The sequence below is a fragment of the Nocardia speluncae NBRC 108251 genome (genome assembly GCF_001613245.1).
GTDB classification, from domain to species: Bacteria; Actinomycetota; Actinomycetes; order Mycobacteriales; family Mycobacteriaceae; genus Nocardia; species Nocardia speluncae.
Genome location: NZ_BDBZ01000007.1, coordinates 414295 through 439494, shown reverse-complemented (window position 1 = coordinate 439494; position 25200 = coordinate 414295). Strand labels below are relative to the sequence as shown.

Genomic DNA, 25200 nt, shown 5'->3' with positions numbered 1-25200 from the left:
GACCACGTGATCCGGGCGCATTCGGCGACCGGTCGGCGTGAATTCGGTGCACGAACCCCCGGACAGATCCCTACCTGTGGTCGATACCTCGGCGCAGCAGCGCGTACACCGCCTCGGTGACCTCGTCCTCGGCCACATCACCGAGGCCGGCGATATCCTGAACGTATCGCCCGAATATGCCCCAGCCGAGAGCCATGCCCGTTATCGCGGCCACGGCGATCCGAGCGTCGTGGTCCGAGTCGGACGGGCTGTCGATATCGTCTGCGATGCGCCGGCTCAGCGCCGCCAACGCCGGGGACCGGCCGAGGAGGGCCTCGGGTGTCTCCCCGGCGAGGATCGACCGTGCGACGATGCGAGCGTATTCGGAAGATTTCGGTCTCATGATGTGGGTGACCGCATCGTCGGCTGTCGGTGCCTCTACGAAATAGTCGACCCATTCGGCCGATGCTCGTTGCAGAACGAGCTCGAGAAGATCGCCCTTGGTCCCGATGTAGTGGTGGATCAGTCCGTAGTTGACGCCGGCTGCCGCTGCTACTTCGCGCAGCGAAACCGCACTCGTGCCTTTCTCCGCGAAGAGTGGGCGGGCGGCCGCAACGAGACGGGCGATCACTCGCTCGCGGGCTGCCGAGGTCGTTGTTTCTGTCACATCGGTACCGTATCCATCTTCTCTTCGGTCGCAATGCCATCGCCACTCCAGCCGGGCCGCGCCCGCTACTGTCTGGCCGTCATCTTGGCCATGTAGCGTTGCGGCATCTCCATGAAAGGTGTGCGGAACCGGGCCCAGAGCGGCAGGTCGTCCATCGAATAGATGTCCTGCTGGTCGGTAGGACGCCGCGGCCACGACGGGACGTGCACCCAGAGCCGCATCAGATGACGACGCCGGTTGACATCCTCGTGATCCTGGTAGGCGGTGCGGCCGTGCACGATCAGACGGTTGTTGAGGAATTGGATATCGCCGGGCGCGATGTCCATATCGAGGTAGAACTCGGGCGAGGACGACAGTTCACAGAACAGGTCCAACGCGGCTTCCTGTTCGGGCGTGATGTCGAAATAACCGGCTCGGGCGGCGTCGCGGGTCTGGGCGACGTGGACGCATGAGCTGAAAACACCGTCGGTCTTGGTGAACAGCGCGACGTTGCGGGGCGTCACGATTTTGCCGTCGCCACGTTCGGCGTCCAGCCGGCTGCGCATCACCGGCATGCCGCCGTAGAGCACGCGGGCCAGTTCGGGATTCGTTTCGATCATGCGGTCGTGGATCGCGGCCGCGCTGGCGATACGGCTGGCGCCGCCGGATTTCGCCTCGCGCAGGCAGAGCAGCGAGACCACGTCGTGACCGTCGCTGTGCATGTTCTGCGCCTGCGCGGACCGGTAGCCGCGAACCGGTTCGTCGACAAGGTCGGCCACGTTCAGCACGTGTCCCAGGAGCTCGCCGTTGCCCGACTGGGGAATGATGTCACCCAGGTGAACGCCCAGGCCGCAATAGATCCGGGCCAGATCGTCGTCGCTGTACCGCTCGCGGGACAGTCCCCGGATCAGCACGAAGCCGCGCCCCGACCACAGCTCGTCGCGCAGCCGGGTCAGGAACCGCCCGACGGTGGGCAGCGCGAAATTTTCCGGTGTGATCTCGGGCAGGTCGAGATCACCACCCCGCTTCAGCGTGGTCAGTGCCGCATCGATCTCGCCGAGCTCTGCCGTGGACAACTGCCAGAGGCCGTCCCGACGGTAGTCCAGCGTGCTGCCGAGCCAGGCGGAGCGGCCGCCGACCGGTGTGCGAATGTCGTTCATTGTTCCTCCGGGAGGGAGCGGGGATTCTTCTCGCAGGACAGGGCCATTCGTGCGCCTCATGCGGGCAACATCACGTTCGGCACGGTGAAGGCGCTGGTTGCGGGCCTCGAACGAGGTGACCCGGCAAGGCGCCCGTCGGCTTTCCGTCTCGGGACACGGTGACACCGTTGACGATGGTGGCGGTGTAGCCGCGCGCGGCCTGCATCAGGCGCCGGCCGCCGGCAGGCAGATCGCGGACGACGCGTGGCAGCTCCACCGCGAGGTTGTCCAGATCGATCACGTTCAGGTCGGCACGGTAGCCCGGTGCGATCAACCCACGATCCCGCAAGCCCATCATCTCTGCGCACCGCTCGGTCATCAGATGGATCAGATGAGGCAGGGGAACTTTCTCGCCCTGCGTGCGGTCGCGGCCCCAGTGCGTGAGCAGGTGGGTGTAAATGCTGCCGTCGCAGATGACCCCGAGGTGTGCCCCGCCGTCACCCAGCCCCGGAACAGCGTGCTGATTGAGCAGCATCTCGCGGGCCGGTTCCAGGGAGAAGTCGGCATAGTTCGAGAAGGCGAGATAGAGAATGTTGCGGCCATCCTTATCCAACAACTTGTCGTAGACCAGACTTTCGGGAGAAACCCCGAGGCGTTCGGCCTGCGCACCGATGCTGCTGTCTGCGGGAGGCTCGTAGTCGAAACCTTCACCCATCTCATAGAGCTGGTCGAAGTCGCGCACCCGCATCCCGATCTGGATGTCCGGATCGGGATCGTTTGCCTCGGACAGGATGCGCTCCTTGACCTCCGGTCGCCGCAGTTCGCGGACGCGGTCGGCCAGCGCCATATCGGCCAGCGCCAGATAAGCCGGGGTGGAATAGAAGGGGTTCAGGGTCAGCTCGAGCCCCAGCAGGACCCCCAGCGGCCTCGGTAGGGCCTGCAGCGTGGCTTCGCCGCCAGTGGCGTTGAATTCGTCGAACTTGTCCAGGATCGAGCGCCAGATGCCGGGGCGACCGTGGCTTTGAACCAGTGACATGGTGAAGGGCCGGCCGAACGCCCGTGCCTGGCGCAGGCCCATGTCCACGACCTGCTCCCAGTCGTCGTTGTACTCGATGACGAACTGGATAAGACCTGCACCGGCACGATCGAGGGCCGCGGCCAGACCTGCGTACTCTTCTTCTGTCGCGGCCAGGGTCGGCGTCGGCCGGCCGTCGCTGGATCGGTGGAACATCGTCTGCGAGGTGCCGAAACCGAAGGCGCCGGCTCGAATCGACTCCTCCAGAAGAGAGGCCATTGTCTCGATCTCTTCCGAAGTGGCAGGTTCCCGGTGGAAGGCTCGCTCGCCCATGACGAACGTGCGCAGGGCGGCGTGGGGAACGTAGCTACAGATATCGGCGTCGAACTGACGCCGACCCAGGTAGTCGAGATACTCGGGGTAGCTGGTCCATTGCCAGTCCACACCCTCGCTCAGCACAACATTGGGAATGTCCTCCACACCCTCCATGAGTTCGATCAACATATCGCGGTGTTCGGGTTTACACGGCGCGAATCCCACACCGCAGTTGCCCATGACGACAGTTGTCACACCATGATTGGTCGACGGCACCAGGTTGTTCTCCCACGTGACTTGGCCGTCGTAGTGGGTGTGGACATCGATGAAGCCCGGGGTTACGAGCCGGCCGTGCGCATCGATCTCTTCACGTCCAGCGCCGTTGATGTTGCCTACCGCGGCGATAACGCCGCCACGGACAGCGATATCCGCCTGCCGAGGCAGGCCGCCGGAGCCGTCGATAACAGTGCCGTTGCGAACAACGAGATCAAAATTGTTCATGTTCACCTCTCTGAGGTCACGATCTGAACGGCCTCGCTGGGCTTTGATCACAAGGGCCGCAGTAGAACTGCATCCTCGGCAACGGGCCGGCACATTCCACTTTAGCCAAGTGGCTAAATCTGGGCAAGAGCTTGTGCACACCTGACCTGACCACCGGGTGGTCCCGGTCACCGGGATGCCCGGGCCGCATGCTCCCTTCGCAGCCGGTACCTTCCGGAGCAGCCGCCGACGACCGGGAGGATCGGGATGACCGTGAACAAGGCATGGAACGACTTCTGCGACGAGCTACGGGAAGCAGGGCAGTCACTGATCGACGAGGCGGCCCCGCAGGACCCGCTGAATCAGGCCGAAGGGGTTCGCTACCTGATCCGCCTGCTCCGCTACGCCTCGCTCAACTCGATCGAGAACTCCGACCCCCTCTACCCCGCGATCACCAACGCGCTGGACCCCCATCTCAAGTGCAAGATCGGCGCCGATAATCCGGACAATATCTATATGGGCGCGCGGATCTCGCCCAAGTACCGCTACCGGATCAGTGGAACGCGCGGCACTGTTCCACTACTGACCTTCGGCTCGAAGGCCAGCCGGTATCACATCGACGGCACCATGGCGTCCACCGGTGAGATCGGCAACGACGAGATCCCCGTCGACGACGACGGCCGGTTCAGCATCATCGCCAGCGTCGACAAACCCGCGGAGGGCGCTTGGCTCCCGCTCGGGCCGGACACCACCAATCTGGTCGGTCGCCAATCCTTCCAGGATCGCAGCACCGAAACCGCGGCACAGGTGCACATCGAGCTGATCGACGAGATCCCCGCACCGCAACCACTCGACCCCGAGGTTTTCGCCCGGCAGCTGAAAACCACCACAGACTTGGTCAAGGGCACGGCCGCCACGTTCCAGCGGTGGACCAAGATGTTCATGCAGCGGCCGAACGAGCTGCCCGACTGGGGCCAGGACTTCTTCCAGCAGGCCGGTGGCGACCCGACGATCTTCTATATCCACGGCTACTGGAAGCTCGCACCCGGCGAAGCCTGGGTCATCGACACCGAAGTCCCCGACTGCGAATACTGGAACTTCGTCCTACAGAACTGGTGGATGGAATCGCTCGACCACGACCGGATGAACATCTACATCAACAACCACACCGCCGAACTCAACGACGACGGCACCCTGACAATCGTGGTCTCCGCCGAAGACCCCGGCTACGGCAACTGGATCTCCACAGGCTTCCATAACGAGGGCACCGCACTGCTGCGCTGGGTCAAGGCCGACAGCCACCCGCTACCGACCTGCAAGGTCGTCAAGCTCTGAAGACCGGCGGGCCCAGCGCATCAGTCCTGTTGGCGCCAAATACATATCGGGTCGCCGACCCACGCAAGCAATCCGCGGTACCGTGCACCGCGGGAGCCGGCAGGACTCAGAACATGGCATCTATTCGGTCGACAACTGCGCGACAGAAGCCGGCCATCTCATCTGGATCGTCGATGAAACAGGCCGGCTTGATCGCGACCAGGTCGCAGCCCTGTTCGACCCGCATCGGAAGCAGCGCTTCAAGGGTCGTGTCGAGGTCGGCGGTCCCCGTCGCGGGCATCTCAGCTCATTGTGGCCGGAAAGCGGCGAAAAGGAACTGGCCGAGCGCGGCCAGCGGATGGTCCGGTCGCGGAATCGCCGGCAGGGGCCGCAAACCGGCGGTCGTCATTTCACCGAGCCATTCAGCGCCATCGAGGAAGATGCGATCCGAACCGGCCCGCACATCTGCTCGCCCGGGGTGGGGTAGCCCGAATCGTGCCGACATCAGAAAATGCATGGAGGTCAGCAGCTGACTGTGCTCCTGACACGATTCGAGGAAGACCAGCAGCCCGCCCGGGGTCAACGCATCATGAATCCGTCGCAGTGTTTCCCCGGCGTGGTGGGCGTTGTGCAGCACATTGGCCGCCACGATGATGTCGCTGGGCTCCTGGCCGGGCAGGTCGGTGTTCAGGTCCAGCAGGTCGTAACGCAGCCACGGGTGGGCCGCGAAACGTTCGCGGGCGGCGGTGAGGAAGAACGTCGACAGATCGGTGAAGCGATAGTCGACGTCGTAACCGTCCAGCTGTCCGACGATATCGGCGGTCGTCCCGCCGATCCCCGCACCCAGTTCGAGGATGCGTACAGTGCCCTCGGATGCGCGATGGCGGACCGTTTCGGCGACCAGGTGCGCCGCGGCGGCGTTGAGGTATCGGTTGACGGTGTTGTCGCGGTAGGCGACTTCGGCGGTGAGGAAATCACCGTCGGGGAACAGCAACTCCTGCACCAGGACACGGTCGCGTAAGAGAGGTAGCGAGCGGGCGTTGGCCTGCGCGAAGAAGGTCGCGAGCGCAGGCGGGTACCCCAGGTCGGCACATACGCTGCGCAGGTCGGCGCGAGTGGGCGCGGGCCCGCGGTGCAGGGTGTGGTAACCGCCGTCGGGATCACCGGTGAGCCAGGCGTGTTCGGTCAGGGTGCGCAGCCACCGTCGCAGCAGCCAGCGGTGCCGGGATGCCACCTCCAGCCGGTCGGCGGCCTCGGCGGCGGTACGGACGGAACCCTCGGTGAAGATCGAGGCGAGAGCATCGGCCATCGCCTGCAGGCCGAAGGTATCGAGATCGGCTCGGGCGGAATGGAAACGGGCGCCGTCGAGCGGTCCGGCAGCCGTCTCGCCCGCATGCTGGGTGGCATCGATCAGGGTGTCGGTGTCCATGATGGCTCCTGTGGCGTCCTGGTGCGGGCCGGGACGATGTTGTGATTGGCCCGGAAGGTGTTGCCGGGGTCATAGACGGTCTTGAGCGTCCGTAAGCGGCGGTAACTGTCCGGCAGGTAGGCGGTCTGCACAAGCTCCGGCGCGTCCCCGTCGAGGAGGCCGATATACGGTCCGCCCGCGGCACTCGGCCGGACAGCGCGGCAGAGGGCGGCGATCCAGTCGCGTCCCGGTGCGAGCAGGTGCGCCGCCGGCGCACTGACGAACAGGGCGAGGTGATGTTCGGCGCCACGGAATCCGAAAGCGGTGGCCGCCGGTGCAATCCGGCTCAACGCACCGCCCTGCTGATGCAGCGAGATCATCGTGTGCGGTGTAGGCATCCGGGCGCCGGCCGCCACCAGGCGATCTATGGTGGTGTCGTCGAGGGCATGCAACCATCTACTACCGGTGGTGGTGGCGTATCCGTCGATGAAGGCCTGCTCGGATTGGCGTTGCACGCTCGGGTAGTCGAGCGGGCGCAGCAGGTCGAGTTCGGGTTCGGCGATCGCTCGCAGTGGTGCGAGGACGGAATGGCTCTGTTCGGCCGGACCGGCGTAGACAGCGCTGATCGCCGCCATCGGGGGTCCCTCCGGTGCGCCCGGTGGCCAGTGCAGTAGTGCCGCCTGGAGCGCGAGGCCGTCCGGTGCGCTCGCACACAGCCGCCGGTAGGCGGCGAGGACTGTGCGGGCGTGCCGGTACTGAAACACCAGCGTGCCCGCGTGCACGGTGCCGACCGGGTACAAGCGCAGTTCGGCCTCGACCACCACCCCGAAGTTCACGCCGGCACCACGCAGCGCCCACCACAGATCGGGATGCTGGTCCGGGCCCACCGTGAGTTCGCGTCCGTCGGCGACGACCATCCGGGCCGATACGAGGTTGTCACAGGTGAGCCCGAACGATCGTTGCAACCAACCGCTGCCACCGGCCAACGCCGAGCCGATGACGCCGACACTGGACACGTCGGCGCCGGTGACCGCGAGCCCGTGCGCCTGGGTAGCCCGGTCCAGCCGCGCCCACGTGACACCGGGTCCGACCACGGCACGACGCCCGTCGGGATCCACGTGTACCGCGTCGAGGGCGGTCAGATCGAGCAGTACCGCCCCGTCGGCGGCGGCGAACCGGGAGATACCGTGCCCGCCGCCTTTGAGTGCCACGGCGCTGCCCTGCCGGCTCGCGATGCGCACGGCCGCAGCGATATCCGCGCGGCCTGCACATCGCACGATCACCGCCGGACGATGATCGACCGCGCCGTTCCAGCCGCGGCGAGCGAGATCGTAGGCGGTGGAACCGGGCACGAGGATCTCGCCTCGGCACGCGGCCGCGAGATCCGCCGCGAGGGTGCCTGCGGGGGCGTTCACCGGACCGTCACCCCCGCAGCGACAGTGATCCGCGGCGGTATCGTCCCGGGCAGTCGCTGTTCGAGGTGGTCGGCGAGTAATTCCGGGAGTCTGCGACGTAGGAACCCGGCGAACGGGTCGTTACAGCCGGATGTCTCGATGTTCGGGTCGACCGCGGGCAGCCGGTGGGCTTGCGATGCGGGTCCGACGGCGAGCCTGCGCCCGTCGACGGAGTCGAGGAGTACCGACCATCCGGCCGGGACCGCAGCGGTGAGCGTGGCTGGGGTGACCGCGCCGGCTACCCCAGGTGCCAGCAGCGCGTTGGGGATGTCCCGCACGAGCAGCTCGTCCTGCGGCGGGTGCGCGGCCAATACCCGCAGGTCACCGTCGGCCCATTCGGGCCAGGTCACCACTGGGCAGGGGCGCGGCGCGGGCACGTCGACGGTGTAGACGATGTCGTACCGGTAGCGGGTGAGCTCGGTATCGGCCCGCATCGGCTTGGCATAGCATGCCGGATGTACCGTGCGGGGATGCCGATCGGCGATACGCGCGAATACCCGTGGATCGCACACCAGTTCCTCGTCTGCAGCGGCCCGGCGCGCTACCCGCTGTTCTAGTTCGGCGTCGCCGACAGTGCGGTCGCGGGCCCGCTCCACCCAGCGTGCATAGTGGTCGAGCACAGTCGAGTTGCGGACGTCTCCGACCACCACCGTGCCGCCGGGCGCGACCCGGTCCAGGGCGGCGTCGACCACAGCGGTGAGATAGTCCTCGTTCGGGAAGCATTGGGTGACGCTGTTGAGGACGAGGCAATCGGGTGGGGCGGTCTCGTCGAGCAGCTGCCGGACGGCGGCGGTACCGAGTTCGTGTGCGGCGGCCCGCGCGATCCGCGCCGACGGCAATTGCCGCGCCAGCCGTTCAACCACCGGTGCCGCCACATCGAGCCCCACATAGTGGCGGACCCGGTCGCGGACTCGATGCGCGAGCAGGCCGCTGCCGCAGCCGACTTCGAGCACAAACCGGGGCCGCGAGCTCAGGGTCAGCCGAACCGCGTGGTCGATCCACTCGAGCATATGCTCACGCGGCAGCGGCGCACCCGTATCGGAGGCGCGCCACCCCGACAGGTCCAGATCGTCGGCGTGCCGGTCAGTCGCCCCAGCGTAGACGAATTCATAGACCTGCTGCCAATGCCGCAGATGTTCCGCGAGCAGGGGGCCGGGTACCGGTCGGACAGCGATCGCCGCCGTGTCCGGGATAACGGTGATATCGCCCGAATCGTGGTCCCGGGTGGCGCCGGCTATGAACGGATGCTCGGCCAGCAGGGACAGTACGGAGTCGTTCACGAGGCCTGCCTTCGTTTCTCGTTCGCGTGCGGGGAGCTGGGCCGCAGCGTGCCGACGGCGAGCACGGCGGCGATGCTGCCGGCACCTGCCGCGGTCGCCAGCACGGCCGCGGCGGCGGTTTCCAGCCGATCGGTGGCGGTGAATACCACGCCGAGCAGCGCGGTGCCGGCGGCCGTGCCCATCGGGATGAAGCAGTTGGCCAGGCCCGACGCCATACCCGAACGCGCGGCGGGCACGGTGGATACGGCCACCGCTATCAGCGGTGTGGAGGAGATACCGAACCCGAAACCGGCCGGGATCAGGGCGGCGGCGATCACTGGTAACGAGGTGGCGGGGCCGATCAGCGCCGCGGTCGTCGCGGCACCCAGCGCGCCGAGCGCGAATCCGCCCGCGACGACCCACGCCACCGGATAGCGGCCGGTCACGCGGCGCGCGACCAAGCCACCGGTGAACGCGGCTATGAACATCGGCACCAGCACGACGCCCGCGGCGAAGGGGCTCGCGCTGAGCTGCTGCTGGAGATAGATCACCAGGAACACCGGAGGTGCCATGGTGACGAACCGGCTGAGCATGGACAGGGCCGCTGCGCCGCTGAAGCAGCGGTTGCGCAGCACAGTGAGATCGACCAAGGGCGCGCCCGATCGTCCCTGGGTGGCGAGTGTGCCCGCGACGATCGCGAGGGCTACAGCGCCGAGTGTCACCCTGCCCGCCGTCCACTCCTGACGCGCGGTGTCGAGCAGGTAGAAGATGCCGAGCAGTCCGGCCGTGATCCCGGCAGCGGCCAGCACTTCACCGCTGGTGACCGTCGCCGGCCGCAGGGCTCGATCCGGTGGCAGCACGCGCGGCGTCGCGGCCAGCACCGCCAGCCCGACCGGTATGTTCACGGCGAAGATCAACCACCAGTCCCCCAGCGAGATCAGCGCTCCGCCCAGCAGTGGGCCGACCGCACTGAACGCACCGGCTGCCGCCGCCCACAGCGCCAAGGCGCGGGGCCGCGCGCTGTCGTCGGTGATCGCGACGACCAGCGGCACCGCGGTCGCGAAGATCATGCCCGCACCCGCGCCCTGCACGGTGCGGAATACGTTGAGGATGCTGATATCCGATGCGATCGCGCAGCCTGCCGAAGCCACCGTGAATACGGACACCCCGGCAGTGAACAGCCTGCGGTGCCCGATCCGGTCGGACAGGCTGCCGGTGGGCAGGATGAACGCACCGAAGGTGACGGCGTACCCGACAATCGTCCACTGTGCAGCAACCAGCTCGACCTCGAGATCGGTGCCGATGGCCGGGATGGCCACACCCATGATGGTGGTGTCGATGACGATGAGCGCGGTCGCCGCGACGATGAGCGCGAGTGCGGGCGCGGTGGCGATTCGCGGTGTCTCAGTATGCATGAGCCACCTCCGGCCGACCGAAACACAGCAGTCCGGGACCGACCTCCGCCGACCGCGCCGTCAACCCGGCGGCCGCGGCCTCCGCGACGACCCGGTCGGCGGGCACCGGCCAGACCTGGTGTTCGGTGCGGTGTTCGCGCAGTAATTCCGTATCCCGGTACGCGCGATAGGTCATCCGCCAGATCAGCGATTCGTCGTCGACGGGCAGCGCCCGGCTCCACCCCTCGTATCGCAGTGCACCGGCTCGGGCCCGGGTATAGCAGCGCTCGGAAACCTCGACGACCTGCCCGGGTTGCTGCACCTCCACCACGGCGAGAGCACCCGGTGCGAGCAGATCCGCGATCGCCGTCCACACCCGGGCCCGGGCGAGGCCGTCGAAGTGCCCGAGCACGCCGAGCGCGACGACTGCCGCGCACGGACCGGCCAGGCCCGCATCGAGGAACCCGCTGGGCAGCACGGTGATCCGCTCCCGCAGATCCTTCCGTGCGGCCAGTCGCGACATCAGCACCGCACGCATCGCACCGGACGGCTCGACCGCGATGATCTCGGCATCCGGCAGCGCGTCCGCGACGGCCATAGTGGACAGACCGGTGCCCGCTCCGATATCGACGACCGGACCGGCCAGCGTGTCGACCTCGGCCAGCAGGTCCGGTAGCAGCGGGTCGACCTGCGCCCAGTACGGGGTGGCCATCAGGTCGTAGAACTCAGCGGTGACGGAATAGGTGTCGGCATTCGTATGCTCAGGCATCGGCTGCTCAGGCATCGGCGCTCCTCTCGAGCGTTGGCACGGTGGGCACAGCGGACAGTGCCCGCGACACCACCCGCGCCAGGTCGGCTACGGCGGGCTCCCGCAGCAGCGCGTAGTGGTGAGCGGCGACCGTCGCGGTATCGAGGGGGGCGTCGGTGTACGCGCTCCAGCCGAGGTCGGTGAGGTCGCCGCAGTCGTCGACCCCCATGCCGACACCGGAATTCCGTGGCGCCTCGGCACCGGCCGCTACGATGACCAGCCGCCCCTGCCCCTGCCCCAGCGTCAGTCGGCCGGTCCGGTGCGCGCCGAGCGCCCGCAGGTGTCGCCGGAACACCTCCTCGCGCGGGGCGAGTTCGGCCGGGTCGGGCTGCCGCAGCAGGCCGGCCTCGGCAAGTACCGCTGCCATCCGTGCGCGCTGTTGTTCCGCGGTCGCCGCCGCGAAATCGCTGTCGAGCGTGGCCGATCCGAGATCGATGTCGAGGAATGACTCCAGCGAGCCGAGATAGCGCGACCAGAACCGCGCACCGTCGGCGTCGTGGATACGGTCGGCGATATTCGAGTCGATCAGCACCAGGAGCGCGATCTCGCTGCCGCCCGCCCGCAGCCGGCGCGCCACCTCGTGGGCGACGATCCCGCCCATGGACCACCCGCCCAGCAGGTAGGGGCCGTGCGGCTGCTGGGCGCGGATGGTGCGCTCATAAACCGTGGCGAGCCCGTCGATGCCCTCCGGGCCGGGGTGACCGGCCAGCGCCGGATCCTGGATCGCGATAACCGGCCGGTCGGTGTCCAACCGGCTCGACAAGTCGAGGTAGCAGGACACGTCGCCGCCGGTCGGGTGAATCAGGAAAAGCGGCGCGCCTGCACCGTCGCGAATGGTAATCGCAGCATCGGTCTCCTCGGCGAGTGCGGGTGCGGGCTCGACCTCGATTCGCGCCTCGAGCGCGACGGCTGTGGCGGCGAGGGTCGGATCACGCAGGAACTCGCGCGGGGCAACGGTGGCACCGAGGCGGGCCCGCAGCCTACCGAGCATGCGGATGGCGAGGACCGAATCACCACCGAGGGCGAAGAAGTCGGTGCCGCGGTCCACTGCCACCGGGTCGAGGACACCGGTATCGGCGAGCAGGTCGGCCCAGATCTCGGCCACTGCATGTTCGACAGGGGTCCGCAGTGGTCCGGCGAGCGCGGCGGGTGCGGCGGTGGCCGTCGCGGCGGCAGGCTGTTCGGCAGCAGGAAGGGTGAGCGGGCGGGTCCAGCCGGCGGTCGAGTCGGCCAATACCGCCAACCGCCCGGTGATATCGGCGAACAGCTCGTCGAGAACACCGGGAGCGAACAATTCCGCAACGGCATCCAGATTGACCACGACCTCGTCGTCCCAATCCCATTCGAACACCTGCATATCCAACGCCACCTGTGGGGTACGCACTCGTTGGAAGAAGTCTCGGACCCGCACTGCCTCAGGTGTGCCCGTCGGCGGATGCAGGCCGAGCGTGCTGTGGAACACCACCGGAGCCTGCGGTGCATGGTCGCGCCGCCGACGCGCCAGCTCGCGCACCACCTCGACACCGGTCACCTGACCGTGATCGAGGGTACGGCCCATCGCGGCCTGGACCCGGCGCGCCGCGGCGACGAAGGTGGCGTCGGCCGGCACATCGATATCGACCAGTACGGTGCCGGCGTACGGACCGACGGCGTGGTCGAGATCCGCGGGCAGATGCAGCCGGTTCAGGTACAGCACATTCAGCAGGAACCGCCGGTGCCCGGCCAGCCTGGCCAATGCCAGCGCGTAGCAGGTGGCGAACAGCGTCGATGGCGTGATACCGAATTCGGTGCACCGCGCCCGCAGCACGTCCATCCGGTCGCCCGGCAGGCGCAACTCACGGCGCACCATCGCCTCCGGCCGTGCCTCGTGCACCGGCATCGCCAGCGGCAGCGCCGGTGCGGCGGGCAGATCGTCGATCTGTTCCCACCACCAGTCGCGCTGGGCCAGCCAGCTCGCCTCGCCCCGCTGCCTGCGCACGGTCTCGACATAGTCGCCGAACTGGGCGGTCAGCGGTGGCAGCACCGCGTTCGGTTCGTCCAGGTACGTGAACAGCTCGGTGAAGATCAACTGGAACGACCAACCGTCGGCGACCAGCAGGCTGGTGACGATATGCAGCCGCAGCGCCTCGTCGGGCAGTCGCAGCGCCACGACCCGAAATGGCCAGGGATCCAGATTCGGTCCGCTGTGCTGCAATTCGGTGCGGGTCGCGATGACGGCAGCGTCGATGTCGCCGACCGGCGCAGTTCGCAGATCGATCTCGGTGACCGGCAGCTGGGCCAGACGTGCCTCGTCGACGGGCAGAACCTGCTGGTTTCCGTCGGCCGAGAAGACCGCACGCAGCATCGGCTGGCGCTGCACCAGACGCTGCACCGCGGTCCGCACGCCGTCACCGTCGACACCGGTGAGCAAGAAATCGACGTACATGTGGGCGGATTCGTAGCTCAGCGCCCACCCGTCATGCTGGCCGACCCAGTACGCCTGCTGCAGCGGCGTCAACGCGAACGGCGCATAAGCGTCGGTGACGTGCACCAGTTCCGTGGTCGCCGCCGGTGCGGCGACCGGCCCGGACCGGTGTTCGAGCACCCGCGACACCAGCTGCGCCAGCGTCAGATCGCCGACCAGATCCGTCACAGGCACCGTCACACCGAGTTCGGTGCGCACCATGGCGGCCATCCGCACGGCGAGCACCGAATCACCGCCGATCGCCACGAACGTCGACTCCGGTGCGATCGTGCCCGCCTCCAGGCCGAGTACCCGGCACCAGATACCGGTGACCGTCGTGGTGATCTCCGCCTGTGGATCGGTACCCGCATTCGGCCCGTCCTCGACAGCGGTCCACGCCTGCGGACCCGCCGACAGCCGGCCGACCCAATCGACGTAGGTACCGAACGCGGTGTCGGCTGCGGCCGGGTCGAGCACGGTCTCGAGCACGTCCCACTGCAATTGCAGCGCGCCGGCCTGCACGAACACCTGGTGATCCAGCCACACCTGCGGGGTCTGGCTGACGCCGTGCACGATACGCCCCGCCCATTCCAGGTCGGGTTCGCCGCCGACGAGTTCGGCCACATCGAGCGCGCTGGTGAACACCACTGGCAGTAAGGTGCGCGTGCCGGTACCGGTGGCGAGCTCGGCCAGCCCGTCGAGCGCCGAATAAGCCCGGTGATCGAGATCGTCGAACAACCTGGCCTGGGTGCGTTTGACCCGATCGGCGAAACTACCGCCCGCGCCACTGTCGACCTCATGCACGATCAACGCCGTGAAATCGCCCACCACCTGATCGATATCGGGCAGCGCGACCGGCCGATCGACGAGGGTGAGCATCACCGCGAACCGCTCATCACCCGACCAGGCGGCCAGCACGTCGGCATAGGCGGTGAGCAGGACCGCCGAGACAGTGACCCCGTGCTCGACGGCCAGTTCCCGCAGCCGAGTCCACCGCTGCGGTGGCAGGGCGGCGCGGCGCCGGCCGAACCACGGGCGCGCCTGGGCCCGGGTGCGCGTCGGCAGGGCGGGCGCGCCGGGCAGTTCGGGCAGCCGTCGACGCCAGTAGGCCGCCGCTCGGGCATAGTCGGTGCTGTCTTCGCGCCAGCCGATATGGGCGACGTAGTCGGCAAACCGGGTACGCGGCGTAGGTAGTTCGGCCTCGGGCTCACGGTAGTACCGGCGCAGGTCGCGGTCGAGTAGGAAGTAGCTTGCCGAATCGCAGATCAGCGCGTCGATGCCGATACACAGCCGCACCGTGGTGTCGTCGAGGCGCACCGCTCGCACGTCGAACAGCGGCCAGCGGTCGGGGCGCTGCACCCGATGCGAAAGCTGGCGGCGCAGCTCCGCGAGCCGGTCCGCGCGTTCGGAGGCCGGGGCCGCAGCCAGGTTGTGGCGGCGGATGCGATATTCGGGCACCGCCTCCAGCACCCGGTTGCAGCCGTCGTCGGTGATAACGGTGCGCAGCATGTCGTGCCGGTCGATGACACGGTTCCATGCGCGTTCATAGCGGTCCAGATCGAGGTCGACGCAGTCGTGTTCGAAGTAGAAGTGGCATGCGACGTCGCCGAGACCGAAGCCGCCGCTGCGGCCGATCCAGTAGGCATGCTGCACGCGGGTCAGCGGGAAGGTGCCGTCGGCTGCCGTGGCGGGCTGCCGGGCCGGCTCCGCCGCGGTGTCCACGCCCGGCTGTCGTCGACGGCGCATCAGATCGGCCACAGCGAACAGGGTCGGTTCGGCGATCAGGTCGCGCAGGCGTATTTCGGCTTGTTCCCGGGTACGTAGTAGATCGAGCATGCGAGTGGCCAGCACAGAATGCCCACCGAGGGCGAAGAAATCGGCATCCGGCCCGGTCACCGGGACGCCGAGCAGTTCGCTCCACAATGCGGCGACGACCTGCTGATCCTCGGTGAGGTCCCCGGTCGACACGATCGCCGGGGTGGTCGGATCGGTGATCGCCGGCCCACCGGCAGCCGGTCTGCGGGCCGCTTCGTCCAGCGAACGCGGTGACACCGCGAGCACCGCCGGTGCCTGCGGTAGCTCGCCGAGTGCGAGCAGGCGGTCGAGCGCGGTGAGCGCATCCGGTACCGCGAGCATCGCCGCGCGTACCGCGGCGAGCGCGGACGCGTTCACCCGATCGTCGCCGTCCCAGGTGTCCCACACCACCGACGACCATCGGGTGCCGTCAGCGGCCGGGCTTGCCTGCGACCATTCGTCCAGAAACCGGTTCGCGACAGCGTATTCGGCGAGTCCGACACCGCCCAGTGCCCCGGCGACGCTCGACATCAGCAGCACCCGGCGCGGCCGGTGCCGGTCCGCGCAGGCGGCGACGGCCTCGGCGAGCGCCCGCGTGCCCTCGACCTTCGCCCGCAGGTTCACGCCCGGGGCTCCGGTGTATTCGGACAGCCCGGCGATCGCCTGGGCGCCGACCGAGCCGGCGGCGTGCACGACCAGATCGATGCCACCGTGTTCGGTGGCGATATCGGTGAACAGGGCACCGAGCGCGCCACAATCGGTGATATCGACGATCCGATCGGTGTATGAGGTCGTGGCAGCGGCGGTGCCTTGCGGCGCGCTCCGCCCGGCACGCACGACCTGCGCGCCCGCTGCCGCGAAATGCTCGGCCAGCAGGGTGCCGAGCCGCCCGAACCCGCCGAGTATCACTACCAGACGCAGCGGTGCGGACCTGGGCCCGGCCATCGGCTCCCAGCGGGTCCAGCTCCAACGCCACCGGATACCCGCTCGGTGCGCGATCTCCGCATAGGGCGCGTCGGCGGGCCGGCCGAGCAGGTCGGCGGCCTCGGCGGCCAGGGCACGCAGGTCGAGCGGCGCGGTCTCGGCGGCCAGGTCGACGGTGCGACAGCGGATCGTTGTCTCATCCGCGATGACCCGCCCGAGCGCGCTGGTGGCCGCATCCTCCGGTCGTGGCGACTCGCCCGGCAGGCTCGCCGAAGAGCTGTTCACCACCAGCACCGCGCGCGGCGCCGCACGCAGACCGTTCACGCGCCGGACCGCGTCACCGGCCACCGCCAGGGCGGCCCCGATTCGTGCGACCGCCGGGTCGTCGACCGTGCCCTCGGTGACCACCGGCTCGGACCGCAGTGGATCCAGCGACACCACCACGCCGTCGATGGGCTCCGTGGGCTCGGCCGAATCCGCCGTGCTGACAGTGGCCCCGGCATCGGTGAGCGCCGCCACGGCGACCGATGCGCTCGGGCCGGACAGTCCGGTGAGCATCCAGGTGGTGCCGTGCAATGTTTCGAGCGGGGTGGTCGGCGGCCCGATCCGCGTCCACGTGGGCAATTGCAGTACCGAGGTCGGGTCGGGTTCGGGTTCCTCGGTCGCGGGTGGGTCGATCCAGTAGCGGCTGCGCTGAAACGGGTATCCGGGCAGGCGCACCCGGTGCCGTCGGCGGTGCAGGGCCGCCGGATCGAAGGGCGTACCCGCACACCACAGGTGACCGACGGCGGTCAGCAGGGCAGCGCGTTCGCCGGTCGCGGCCTCGCGCGCGTCGGGGAACGTCGTCACCGCCGCGACCAGGTTCTCCCGGTTGTCACGGCGTGCGGCCGCCGCGACCGCGGCACCCGGTCCGATCTGGATCAGAATCGTCGGCCCGGCGGCCGTGGCCGCATCCAGCGCCGCCGCGAAGAGCACCGGCTCACGCAGTTGCCGGGCCCAGTACTCGGCATCGACCGTGGTCGTCTCGGCGCCGGTGTGGGTGCTGTAGAAGGGGATCGTGGCGGGCGCGTATCCGATGGCGGCAGCGGCCCGCACCGGCGGTACGGCGGCCTCGACCGCGGGCGAATGCAGGGCCAGCCCGATCCGCACCCGGCTGTGCCGGACACCGCGCGCGGCCAGATCGGCCGCCACCTCGGCAACGACGCTGGCCGGACCTGCGAGCACTCGTTCCTCCGCAGCGTTCACCGCGGCGAGCGTGAGGGCCGAGTAGCGGGCCAGCAATGCGTCGCTGCCGGTGGCGTCGAGCGTCACGGCGAGCATGGCTCCGGACGCGGTCTCGGCCAGGGCGCTCGCCCGGACCGCTACCAGCCGCGCTGCGTCCGAGACGGCCAGCATTCCCGCCGACACCGCCGCGGCGAACTCCCCCAGGCTGTGGCCGAGCACCCCGTCGGGTTCGATGCCGCAGGCCCGCAGGGTCGCGGCGGTCGCCAACGATACCGCGAACAGCGCAGGCTGGTGCAGGCGCGGATCCTCGGCGTCGCGATGTGGCTGCGCCGCGGTGATGATCTCGCGGATATCGACACCGAGCACCGGCCGCATTGCCTGCGCGCATTCGTCGACGACGGCGGCGAATACTGGTTCGTCCCGGTACAGTTCGGCGCCCATACCCGGGTACTGCGATCCGGCTCCGGGGAAGGCGAACAGGATGCGCGGCCGCTGCTGTGGCACGGGCCGCACCGCAACCAGGTGATCGCCCTCGGCCGCCCCGTTCGTGCGGACGAGCGCCGCCCGGTAGCCGGTGTCCGGATGCCGGGCCACGGCCGCGGTGTAGGCGAGATCGGCCGGTGCACCGGCCGCGGCATACGCATCCACCTGGGCCTGGCAGGCCGCCGCGTCGGTTGCCGATACGGGTATCAGCTGGGCCCGCGGATCGGGCGCGGTAGGTGCGGGCGGCGCCGGTGCCTGCGCCACCATGACGTGACAGTTCGTGCCGCCGATTCCGAACGAGCTGACGCCCGCGATCCGCGCCTGTTCGCCCGGCCAGTCCCTGGTCTGGGCAACGATCTCGAAGAGCCCGGCATGCCGGTCCGGCTCCGGATCGGCCGGATCGGCGTGCAGTGTCGCGGGCAGCTTGCCGTGCTGTACCGCGAGCACCGCCTTGATCAGCGCGGCGATACCGGCCGCGGTATTCGTATGCCCGATATTGCTTTTCACCGAGCCGATGGCAAGCGGCCTGCGTCGCCGGTCACCGAAAACCGTGGCCAGTGCGGTCAATTCGATGCGGTCGCCGAGGACCGTGCCAGTGCCGTGCGCCTCGATCAAACCGACCTCACCGGGGTCGATATCGGCGACGGCGAGTGCCTCGATGACGACCCGGGCCTGTCCCGCGACCGAAGGGGCAGTGAACCCTGCTTTCGCAGCGCCGTCGTTGTTGGCCGCGCTACCGCGCAGCACCGCGTACACGGGATCGCCATCGGCCAGCGCGTCGGCCAGCCGACGCAGTACGACGACACCGGCGCCTGGTGTGTGCACCATGCCCGACGCGTTCGCGCCGAACGACCGAGTGTGCCCGTCCGCCGCGAACACCGCGTCCGGCACGTGCAGATAGCCACGCCCTTGCGGCACGATCAGCGACACACCGCCCGCCAGCGCCGCATCGCATTCACCGAGCAGCAGCGACTGCGCGGCCAGGTGGACCGCTACCAGCGATGACGAGCAGGTGGCCTGTACCGCGAACGCGGGCCCGGTGAATCCGAGCCGGTAGGCGATCTGCTGCGGATAGTAATCGGTCAGGGCGCCCATCGTGGCCTGCAGGTGGCCCATCGGGTCGAGTTCGGCGCGCCTGCGATAGCCGGCCAGATTGTGCTCCAGGTACACGCTGTGCGCGGCGCCGGTGAACACGCCGACAGCGCCCAGATCTGCGCCGCCGCCGTGCCCGGCATCGTCGCAGGCATGGCGGCAGCACTCCAGCAGTACCCGCAGCTGTGGGTCGAGCAATGCGGCTTCGGCGGCAGTGAAACCGAAGTGTGCGGCGTCGAATTCGTCGTAACCGTCGATGATTCCGGCCACCGGTACGTAGTTCGGGTCTCGGCGCAGTGCAGCGGGTACGCCGCGCGCGGCGGCCGCGGCCTCGTCGAATCGGGTCAGGCCCTCACGGCCGGACTCGATGAGGTCCCAGAACGCGGCCACATCGGGCGCGCCGGGAAAGCGGCAGGCCATGCCGACGACGGCGATCATATTGTCGGCGCTCATGAGCCAACCTCCAGTTCACTGTGCACGGGAACGCGCCCGTGCGCGATGGCCAGCACCGGACACGAGTCGTCCACCAGCCGTTGCAGTTCGCGATAATCGGCAGCCGTAGCCGGGCCCTCGACCCGTATCCGGATGCGGATCGCCTCCGGGTATCGGGCCAGGTCCGTGAGCCCGAAGACCGGGCTCATGTCGAGGTGGGCGCGCACCTCGGCCTCGATAGCGGTGACCGCGATCCCCAGCCGCGCCGCCTGGAATCGATAGGTGATGATCTGGCAGCTGCCCAGCGCGGCGAGGGCGAGTTCGATCGGGTTGGGGCCGCTGTCGGTTCCCCCCGCCGCGGCGGGTTCGTCGACGGTCATGGTGTGGCCGTCGAATCGGACACCGACCCGGGTGGTGGTCTCCGGGTGCCATCGGGCTCGGGCGGCGAAGGGCTGCCGCCCGTCCCCGCGCCCGCGGATGGCGGCATGCAGCCGCCGGACGGTATCAGCAAGCGGCATGCGGTACCTGGCTTTCCGCCAGCCGACGTCCGCGACGCCGGCCTCGGGCGGCCGCGGCCGCTAGATCGACGCCGTGGTGCTGCCGGCGTCCCGACGGCTGCGGCGCCTGCTCGGGCACCGGTGCCGAGCCTGCGGCCCTGGTCAGAAAACGTGCCAGCTCCCGCACCGATCCGTGATCGAACAGATCAACGACGGTGAGCGCGGGGGCAAGGGCACGCAGTTTGCGATGCGCGACCACCAGGGTCATCGATGTGGCCCCCAGATCGTGAAACGGTGTGGTGACCGCGACCTCGGTACCGAGCAACTCGGCGAAAACCGCGGCCACCGCGCGTTCGATCTCCGGTCGCGGACGGTCAGCGGTTTCCGGTTCGGCCGGTACCGGAGTGGGCGGTGACGGAGCGGGCGGCGCGGCGGCCTCGACGCCGAGTTCGATGATTCCGTCTCCGTCGCACAGAGTTTCGGTGATGCGCACCCCCTGGTCTGCCAGCAGCGGCCGTAGATCCCGCAACCAGGTCACGACCTGCGACAGGGCTTCGCCTGCGCCTGATCGGCCCGCATCCACCCGGACCGTGAGTCCCAGCCCGCGCTGCCCGAGGTCGGCGGCCGCGTCCCGAAGCCAATGTCGATCGCCGGCACCTTCGGTCCCCTCCCTTTCGGTGCTCATCGCGGCGGGCCGAGCCGCAGCCGATGTCGATTCGGTGAAGGGCCGCCGACCATCCAGCGGTTGCGCATCTCCGCCGGCGGGTGGGGCGGACGTGGTCGCGCCCGAATCCGATAATGCATTGCGCAGCGCGTCGGGACCGGCCGTCGAGGCGCCGGCTGCGGCGGTCTCGGCGCGGAACGGGTTCGGCAACCGTGCTTTATCGACCTTCCCATTGGCGGTCAACGGGATGCGGTCCAGGATCACCCATCGTGCGGGCACCATGTACTCCGGCAGGTGGTCGCGGATCGACGTCGACAGGGCCGCCGGTTCGGGCGCGTTGCCGCTGACACTCAGATAGCCGACCAGGCGTGGGCGGTCGTCGGCACCCGGTACGGTGGCCACCACACATTGCCGCACCCCTGGGAGACGTGCGGCAACGGCCTCGATTTCACCGAGTTCGATCCGATGCCCTCGGATCTTGACCTGCCGGTCGACGCGGCCGAGGAATTCAATGGTGCCGTCGACGCGCCAGCGGCCGAGATCGCCGGTCCGGTACAGCCGTTGTCCCAACGCCGGGTGCACGGCGAACCGGTGTTCGGTCTGCGCGGGATCACCCACGTACCCACGGGCCAATCCGGCTCCGCCGATATGCAGTTCTCCCGGTTCGCCCACCGGGCACGGTGCACCGTTCTCGTCCAGGATGAGGAAGTACTGGTCGCGCAGGGCCCGCCCGTACGGAATGCTGGCCCACTCGGCGGGCACCGTGCCGATGGGATAGCAGATGGACCAGATCGCGGCCTCTGTCGCACCACCGAGGCTGATGATGTCGACGGCACCGATGACCGCACGCAACCGCTGCGCCAGGGTGATCGGGATCCAGTCGCCCGACAACAGCATCACGCGCAGTGATGCAAGCCCGGCGGCGGCCACCGGGTCGGCTTCGGCGTATTCCACCAGCATTTCGGCCACCGCGGGCGCGGTGTTCCAGACCGTCACGCCGTGCTGGGAGATCAGGTCGCACCAATGGGCTGGATCGCGTAACCGCGCCGGATCGGGCAGGACCAGCGCCCCACCCGCGCCCAGTACACCGAACGCGTCGTAGATGGACAAATCGAAGCTCAGCGCCGACAGCGCCAGCACCCGGTCGGCCGGCCCCACCTCGAATCGATCGTTGATGTCGTCGATGGTGATGCGCGCGGCCCGGTGCTCGATGGCCACACCCTTGGGCTCACCGGTCGAACCCGAGGTGAAGATGATGTAGGCCAGTTCTGCCGGGTCGAGCACGGCAGTAGCGACAGGATCGGCTGCGCCGGTGTGAATATCTTCGAGTGAGTGCACGGACACGGTATCGGGCAGACCCACCGCCACATCCGGTGCGACCAGCGCGTGCGCGATCTCGGCGCGGGCGCAGACCGAGGCGATACGCAGCGCGGGCCAGTCCGGTTCCACCGGCACGAAGGTCGCGCCAGCCCGCAGCACACCGTAGGCCGCGACGAGTTGCCGCGGCGATTTGGCGATCGCCACCGCGACCCGGTCTCCGGGCCGGACACCGGCGGCGCGCAGCCGGGTCGCCACGGCCTCCGCCGCAGCCGAGAGTTCGCCGTGGCTCAGCGTCACCCCGTCGGCCAGGATCGCCGGATCCTGCGCCCGGGTGCGGGCGATCCGGCGTTGCGGGTCGTCGAGCAGCGGACCGCACATCGGGACGGCCGCGGCGGGCAGCGGTTCCGGTTCGACGAAGTACGGGTCCCATCCGAGATCGGCTCGGCTCCAGCTGGTCTCGTCCTCGGCCAGCCGGGTGAGCAGCCGTTGACAGGCGGTGAGCATCCCGTCGACGAAACCGGCCGGGAAGACTTCCGTCACCACGTCCCAGGCGATGCGGAGCGCGCCGGCCTCGTCCCAGACGATATGGTCCAGCACCACCTGAGGGGTTTGTGACAGGCCGAAAACCTCATCTCCCAGCCAGGCCGCTGCCGCGCCGTCGGCTTGCCCCAACCCGACCCCGCTGGTGAAGACCACCGGGTACCGTGGCACGAGGTCGGCGCTGTGGTTCCGCTGGACCTCGACGCCGCTGAACGACCGATGCTCGAGATCCGACCAGAATCTGGTATTGACGCTGGTCGCGAATTCGGTGAAAGTGCATGCCGCCCCCGTATCGGGAACTTCGACGAGCGCCGTGGTGCTGAAGTCGCCGACGATGAGGTGCTCGTCGCCGGTGGAGTCCGGCCGATCGAACAGCGTGACGTTGAGGCAGTACGGGTCGCCGGCGCCCCATCGGGTCAGGGTGAGCCCGAATGCCGCCAGCAGGACTGCGGTCGGGCTCAGTCCGTGCGCTGCCGCGCGATCGGTGAGCGCCGACCAGACCGACGGCTCCAGCCGCGCCTCGTGCCGGCGGAATCGTGGTCGGCCGACAGCCTCCGGAGCAACCGCATACGGCAGCGCGGGCCCTGGTGGCAGCGACGGAGCCCGTTCCAGCCAGTAGGCCCGGTCCCGTTCCCACCGCCGCCGCTGCTCCGCCGACTCCCGGCCCACCAGGTATTGCGGGAATGTGGTGGTCGATCGGGGCAATTCGGTGGTGGGGTCGGCGAGCGTGGCACCCCACTGACGCATCAGCAGAATCCAGCTCGCCATATCCAGCACGATGATGTCGAAACCCACGAAGAGGCGGAGTCCGCCCTCCGGCAGGATCGCGGCATGGATATCGAACAGCGGCCAGCTACCGGTATCGCGCACCTGATGTGACTTCTCGTCCCGCAGGGCGGCGGAGGCCGCGTCCGGGTCGGTGTGTCCGCGCAGGTCGGTGACGCCGATCGAGTACCACGAACCCGGCACGATAACCCGCTGGCGCCCCTCGTCGGTGATCACCGCGCGCAGCATCTCGTGCCGCTCGACGACCCGGTTCCATGCCGATTCGAGTGCCGCTATCTCCGCCTCCGGGTCGCCGGTGACGAATTGCGCTGGGATGCGCTCGTATTCGTGATAGTAGTGAGTCGCCACCCCACCCAGCGGAAGCCCCGCTTCGCGGCCCACCCAATACGACGCCTGGATCGGCGTGAGTGCCGCTTCGGTCACCTCCGCGGCCCTGGGCTCCGGGTGCACCGGCGGCTCACCCGGCGCATCGCCGGGCTCCGTATCGGCGATCCGATCGGCGACGGCGGCGGTCAACGACCCCACTGTCGCGCCGACGAACGACTCCAGCGGCACTCGGATCCCGGTCCGTTCCGCGATCCGCAGGTGCAGCCGCACCGCGAGAAACGACTCCAATCCGAGCTCATGTAATCGCTTGTCCGGCACACATTCCGCAGGATCGACCGAGAGTACCGCCTCGATACATCGACGGACTTCCTCCGCTACAACCACCATCAACGAGCCCTTCCGCCGAGAGTTACCTCGACGAGACTAATTGATATTGGTTGTCATTTTCAATAGCCCCACGGCTCAGTGCTCGATGTCACCACGGATCGCCGTCACGAGCTGGAACGACCCACCACCGACGCGCCCCACGGAAACCGAGGTGAATCCCGCAGTTTCGAACAACCCGGCCAGCTCGTCGTCGCTGTACAGCCGCATCCGCCGCACAACCGGCCGCGGCACTACCGCGGCAGGCCGGTCCGCCGCCAGGGTGTGCACCACCACGCGCCCACCCGGCGCAAGCACCCGCACCAACTCCGCCACGACAGGCGCGGCGTCGAGAAAGAAGAAGACGTTCGTCATCACCGCAGCACTGAACTTCCCTGCCGGAAAAGGCAATTCGCCCGCGGAAGCGGTCGCCACCGCGAGCCGCCCCGCCGCCACCGCCTCGGCATTGTTACGCCGGGTCAGCGCCACCATGTCCGCGCTGTGATCGACCGCCGTCACCCGACAACCGCTCCTCAGCATCCAACTCGCGAACGTTCCCCCACCGCACCCGATCTCGATCACATGATCGTCGGACACAGGCCGTAACGCCGCGAGCGCATCCCGGAATATGTCGTGGTGAGATTTCATATCCCGCCACCAGCGGCGCGCCAACACCCCGGACGGCCTCCGCAACATGCGATCCACCAGAACATCCATCGCGGCCATTGCCACCTCCGATTACGGGCGGCCGGCAGGCCGCCGACACGCCGAGTACCAACTATTGGATAATGATAACCATTATCGATTGCGCTTACGCGCACAGCGTCCGCCCGGAGAACATGTACCGGAATGCGACGGTGTCCGGCGACCACCGAGACGAGTCACGACAAACGACCGACTCGCCCAACCACCGTCCGCCCCAGCTGGAACCCGCTCCGCGGCAGACATTCGGCAGCTCGCCGACGTGCCGCCGCGATTCTGCACACCATCGCGCCGTTCTGGCTCGATCATTTCAACCGCTACAGGCACCGGGGCGCGTCCCCGGAATCTCGTACTCGCACCCCGAGTCCGGCCCGGCAACCGCAGGTTGTCCACCGGCG

14 protein-coding genes are annotated in these 25200 nt (G+C 68.6%); 1 reads left to right on the top strand and 13 read right to left on the bottom strand.

The window, feature by feature from the left end; genetic code table 11:
* Positions 1 to 70: 70 nt before the first annotated feature.
* From NS6_RS11420 to NS6_RS11410, 3 genes are all read right to left on the bottom strand, one after another.
* Entirely contained in the window at positions 71 to 646 is a 576-nt protein-coding gene (locus tag NS6_RS11420) for a TetR/AcrR family transcriptional regulator (RefSeq protein WP_068040369.1), read from the bottom strand.
* 65 nt (positions 647 to 711) lie between these two features.
* The gene (locus tag NS6_RS11415; protein WP_068040367.1) at positions 712 to 1785 is read right to left on the bottom strand and encodes a TauD/TfdA family dioxygenase; all 1074 of its coding nucleotides are present in this window, start codon (positions 1783 to 1785) and stop codon (positions 712 to 714) included.
* Between the two features lie 70 nt (positions 1786 to 1855).
* On the bottom strand, positions 1856 to 3646 hold the full coding sequence (locus NS6_RS11410; protein WP_245669251.1) for an N-acyl-D-amino-acid deacylase family protein: 1791 nt from the start codon (positions 3644 to 3646) through the stop codon (positions 1856 to 1858).
* A 195-nt stretch (positions 3647 to 3841) separates the two neighbouring features.
* Between NS6_RS11410 and NS6_RS11405 the strand changes: the two genes are divergently transcribed.
* A complete protein-coding gene (locus NS6_RS11405) occupies positions 3842 to 4909 on the top strand; it encodes a DUF1214 domain-containing protein (protein ID WP_157112693.1) in 1068 nt (355 codons plus the stop codon).
* A gap of 106 nt (positions 4910 to 5015) precedes the next feature.
* On the opposite strand, the gene NS6_RS34640 is transcribed toward NS6_RS11405, so the two are convergent.
* From NS6_RS34640 to NS6_RS11360, 10 genes are all read right to left on the bottom strand, one after another.
* Entirely contained in the window at positions 5016 to 5189 is a 174-nt protein-coding gene (locus tag NS6_RS34640) for a hypothetical protein (protein WP_157112692.1), read from the bottom strand.
* 6 nt (positions 5190 to 5195) lie between these two features.
* Entirely contained in the window at positions 5196 to 6317 is a 1122-nt protein-coding gene (locus tag NS6_RS11400) for a class I SAM-dependent methyltransferase (RefSeq protein ID WP_068040363.1), read from the bottom strand.
* Positions 6299 to 7711: an FAD-binding oxidoreductase gene (locus NS6_RS11395; protein ID WP_068040361.1), complete on the bottom strand. Its 1413-nt coding sequence runs from the start codon at positions 7709 to 7711 to the stop codon at positions 6299 to 6301. Before NS6_RS11395 ends, NS6_RS11400 begins: the two co-directional genes overlap by 19 nt.
* Positions 7708 to 9030 (bottom strand): methyltransferase, encoded by a 1323-nt coding sequence (locus NS6_RS11390; RefSeq protein ID WP_068040359.1) that lies wholly within the window; start codon positions 9028 to 9030, stop codon positions 7708 to 7710. Before NS6_RS11390 ends, NS6_RS11395 begins: the two co-directional genes overlap by 4 nt.
* A complete protein-coding gene (locus NS6_RS11385; RefSeq protein WP_068040356.1) occupies positions 9027 to 10424 on the bottom strand; it encodes an MFS transporter in 1398 nt (465 codons plus the stop codon). Before NS6_RS11385 ends, NS6_RS11390 begins: the two co-directional genes overlap by 4 nt.
* Complete coding sequence (locus tag NS6_RS11380; protein ID WP_084470945.1) at positions 10414 to 11187, bottom strand: class I SAM-dependent methyltransferase; 774 nt, start codon at positions 11185 to 11187, stop codon at positions 10414 to 10416. Before NS6_RS11380 ends, NS6_RS11385 begins: the two co-directional genes overlap by 11 nt.
* The gene (locus NS6_RS11375; RefSeq protein ID WP_068040352.1) at positions 11180 to 19624 is read right to left on the bottom strand and encodes a type I polyketide synthase; all 8445 of its coding nucleotides are present in this window, start codon (positions 19622 to 19624) and stop codon (positions 11180 to 11182) included. The genes NS6_RS11380 and NS6_RS11375 overlap by 8 nt, the downstream gene beginning before the upstream one ends.
* Positions 19621 to 20121 carry an OsmC family protein gene (locus NS6_RS11370; protein WP_068040350.1) on the bottom strand — a complete coding sequence of 167 codons (501 nt, stop codon included), beginning with the start codon at positions 20119 to 20121 and terminating at the stop codon, positions 19621 to 19623. The genes NS6_RS11375 and NS6_RS11370 overlap by 4 nt, the downstream gene beginning before the upstream one ends.
* A complete protein-coding gene (locus tag NS6_RS11365) occupies positions 20108 to 24124 on the bottom strand; it encodes a non-ribosomal peptide synthetase (protein WP_068040348.1) in 4017 nt (1338 codons plus the stop codon). The genes NS6_RS11370 and NS6_RS11365 overlap by 14 nt, the downstream gene beginning before the upstream one ends.
* 75 nt (positions 24125 to 24199) lie before the next feature.
* On the bottom strand, positions 24200 to 24748 hold the full coding sequence (locus tag NS6_RS11360; protein WP_245669269.1) for a class I SAM-dependent methyltransferase: 549 nt from the start codon (positions 24746 to 24748) through the stop codon (positions 24200 to 24202).
* Positions 24749 to 25200: the final 452 nt, after the last annotated feature.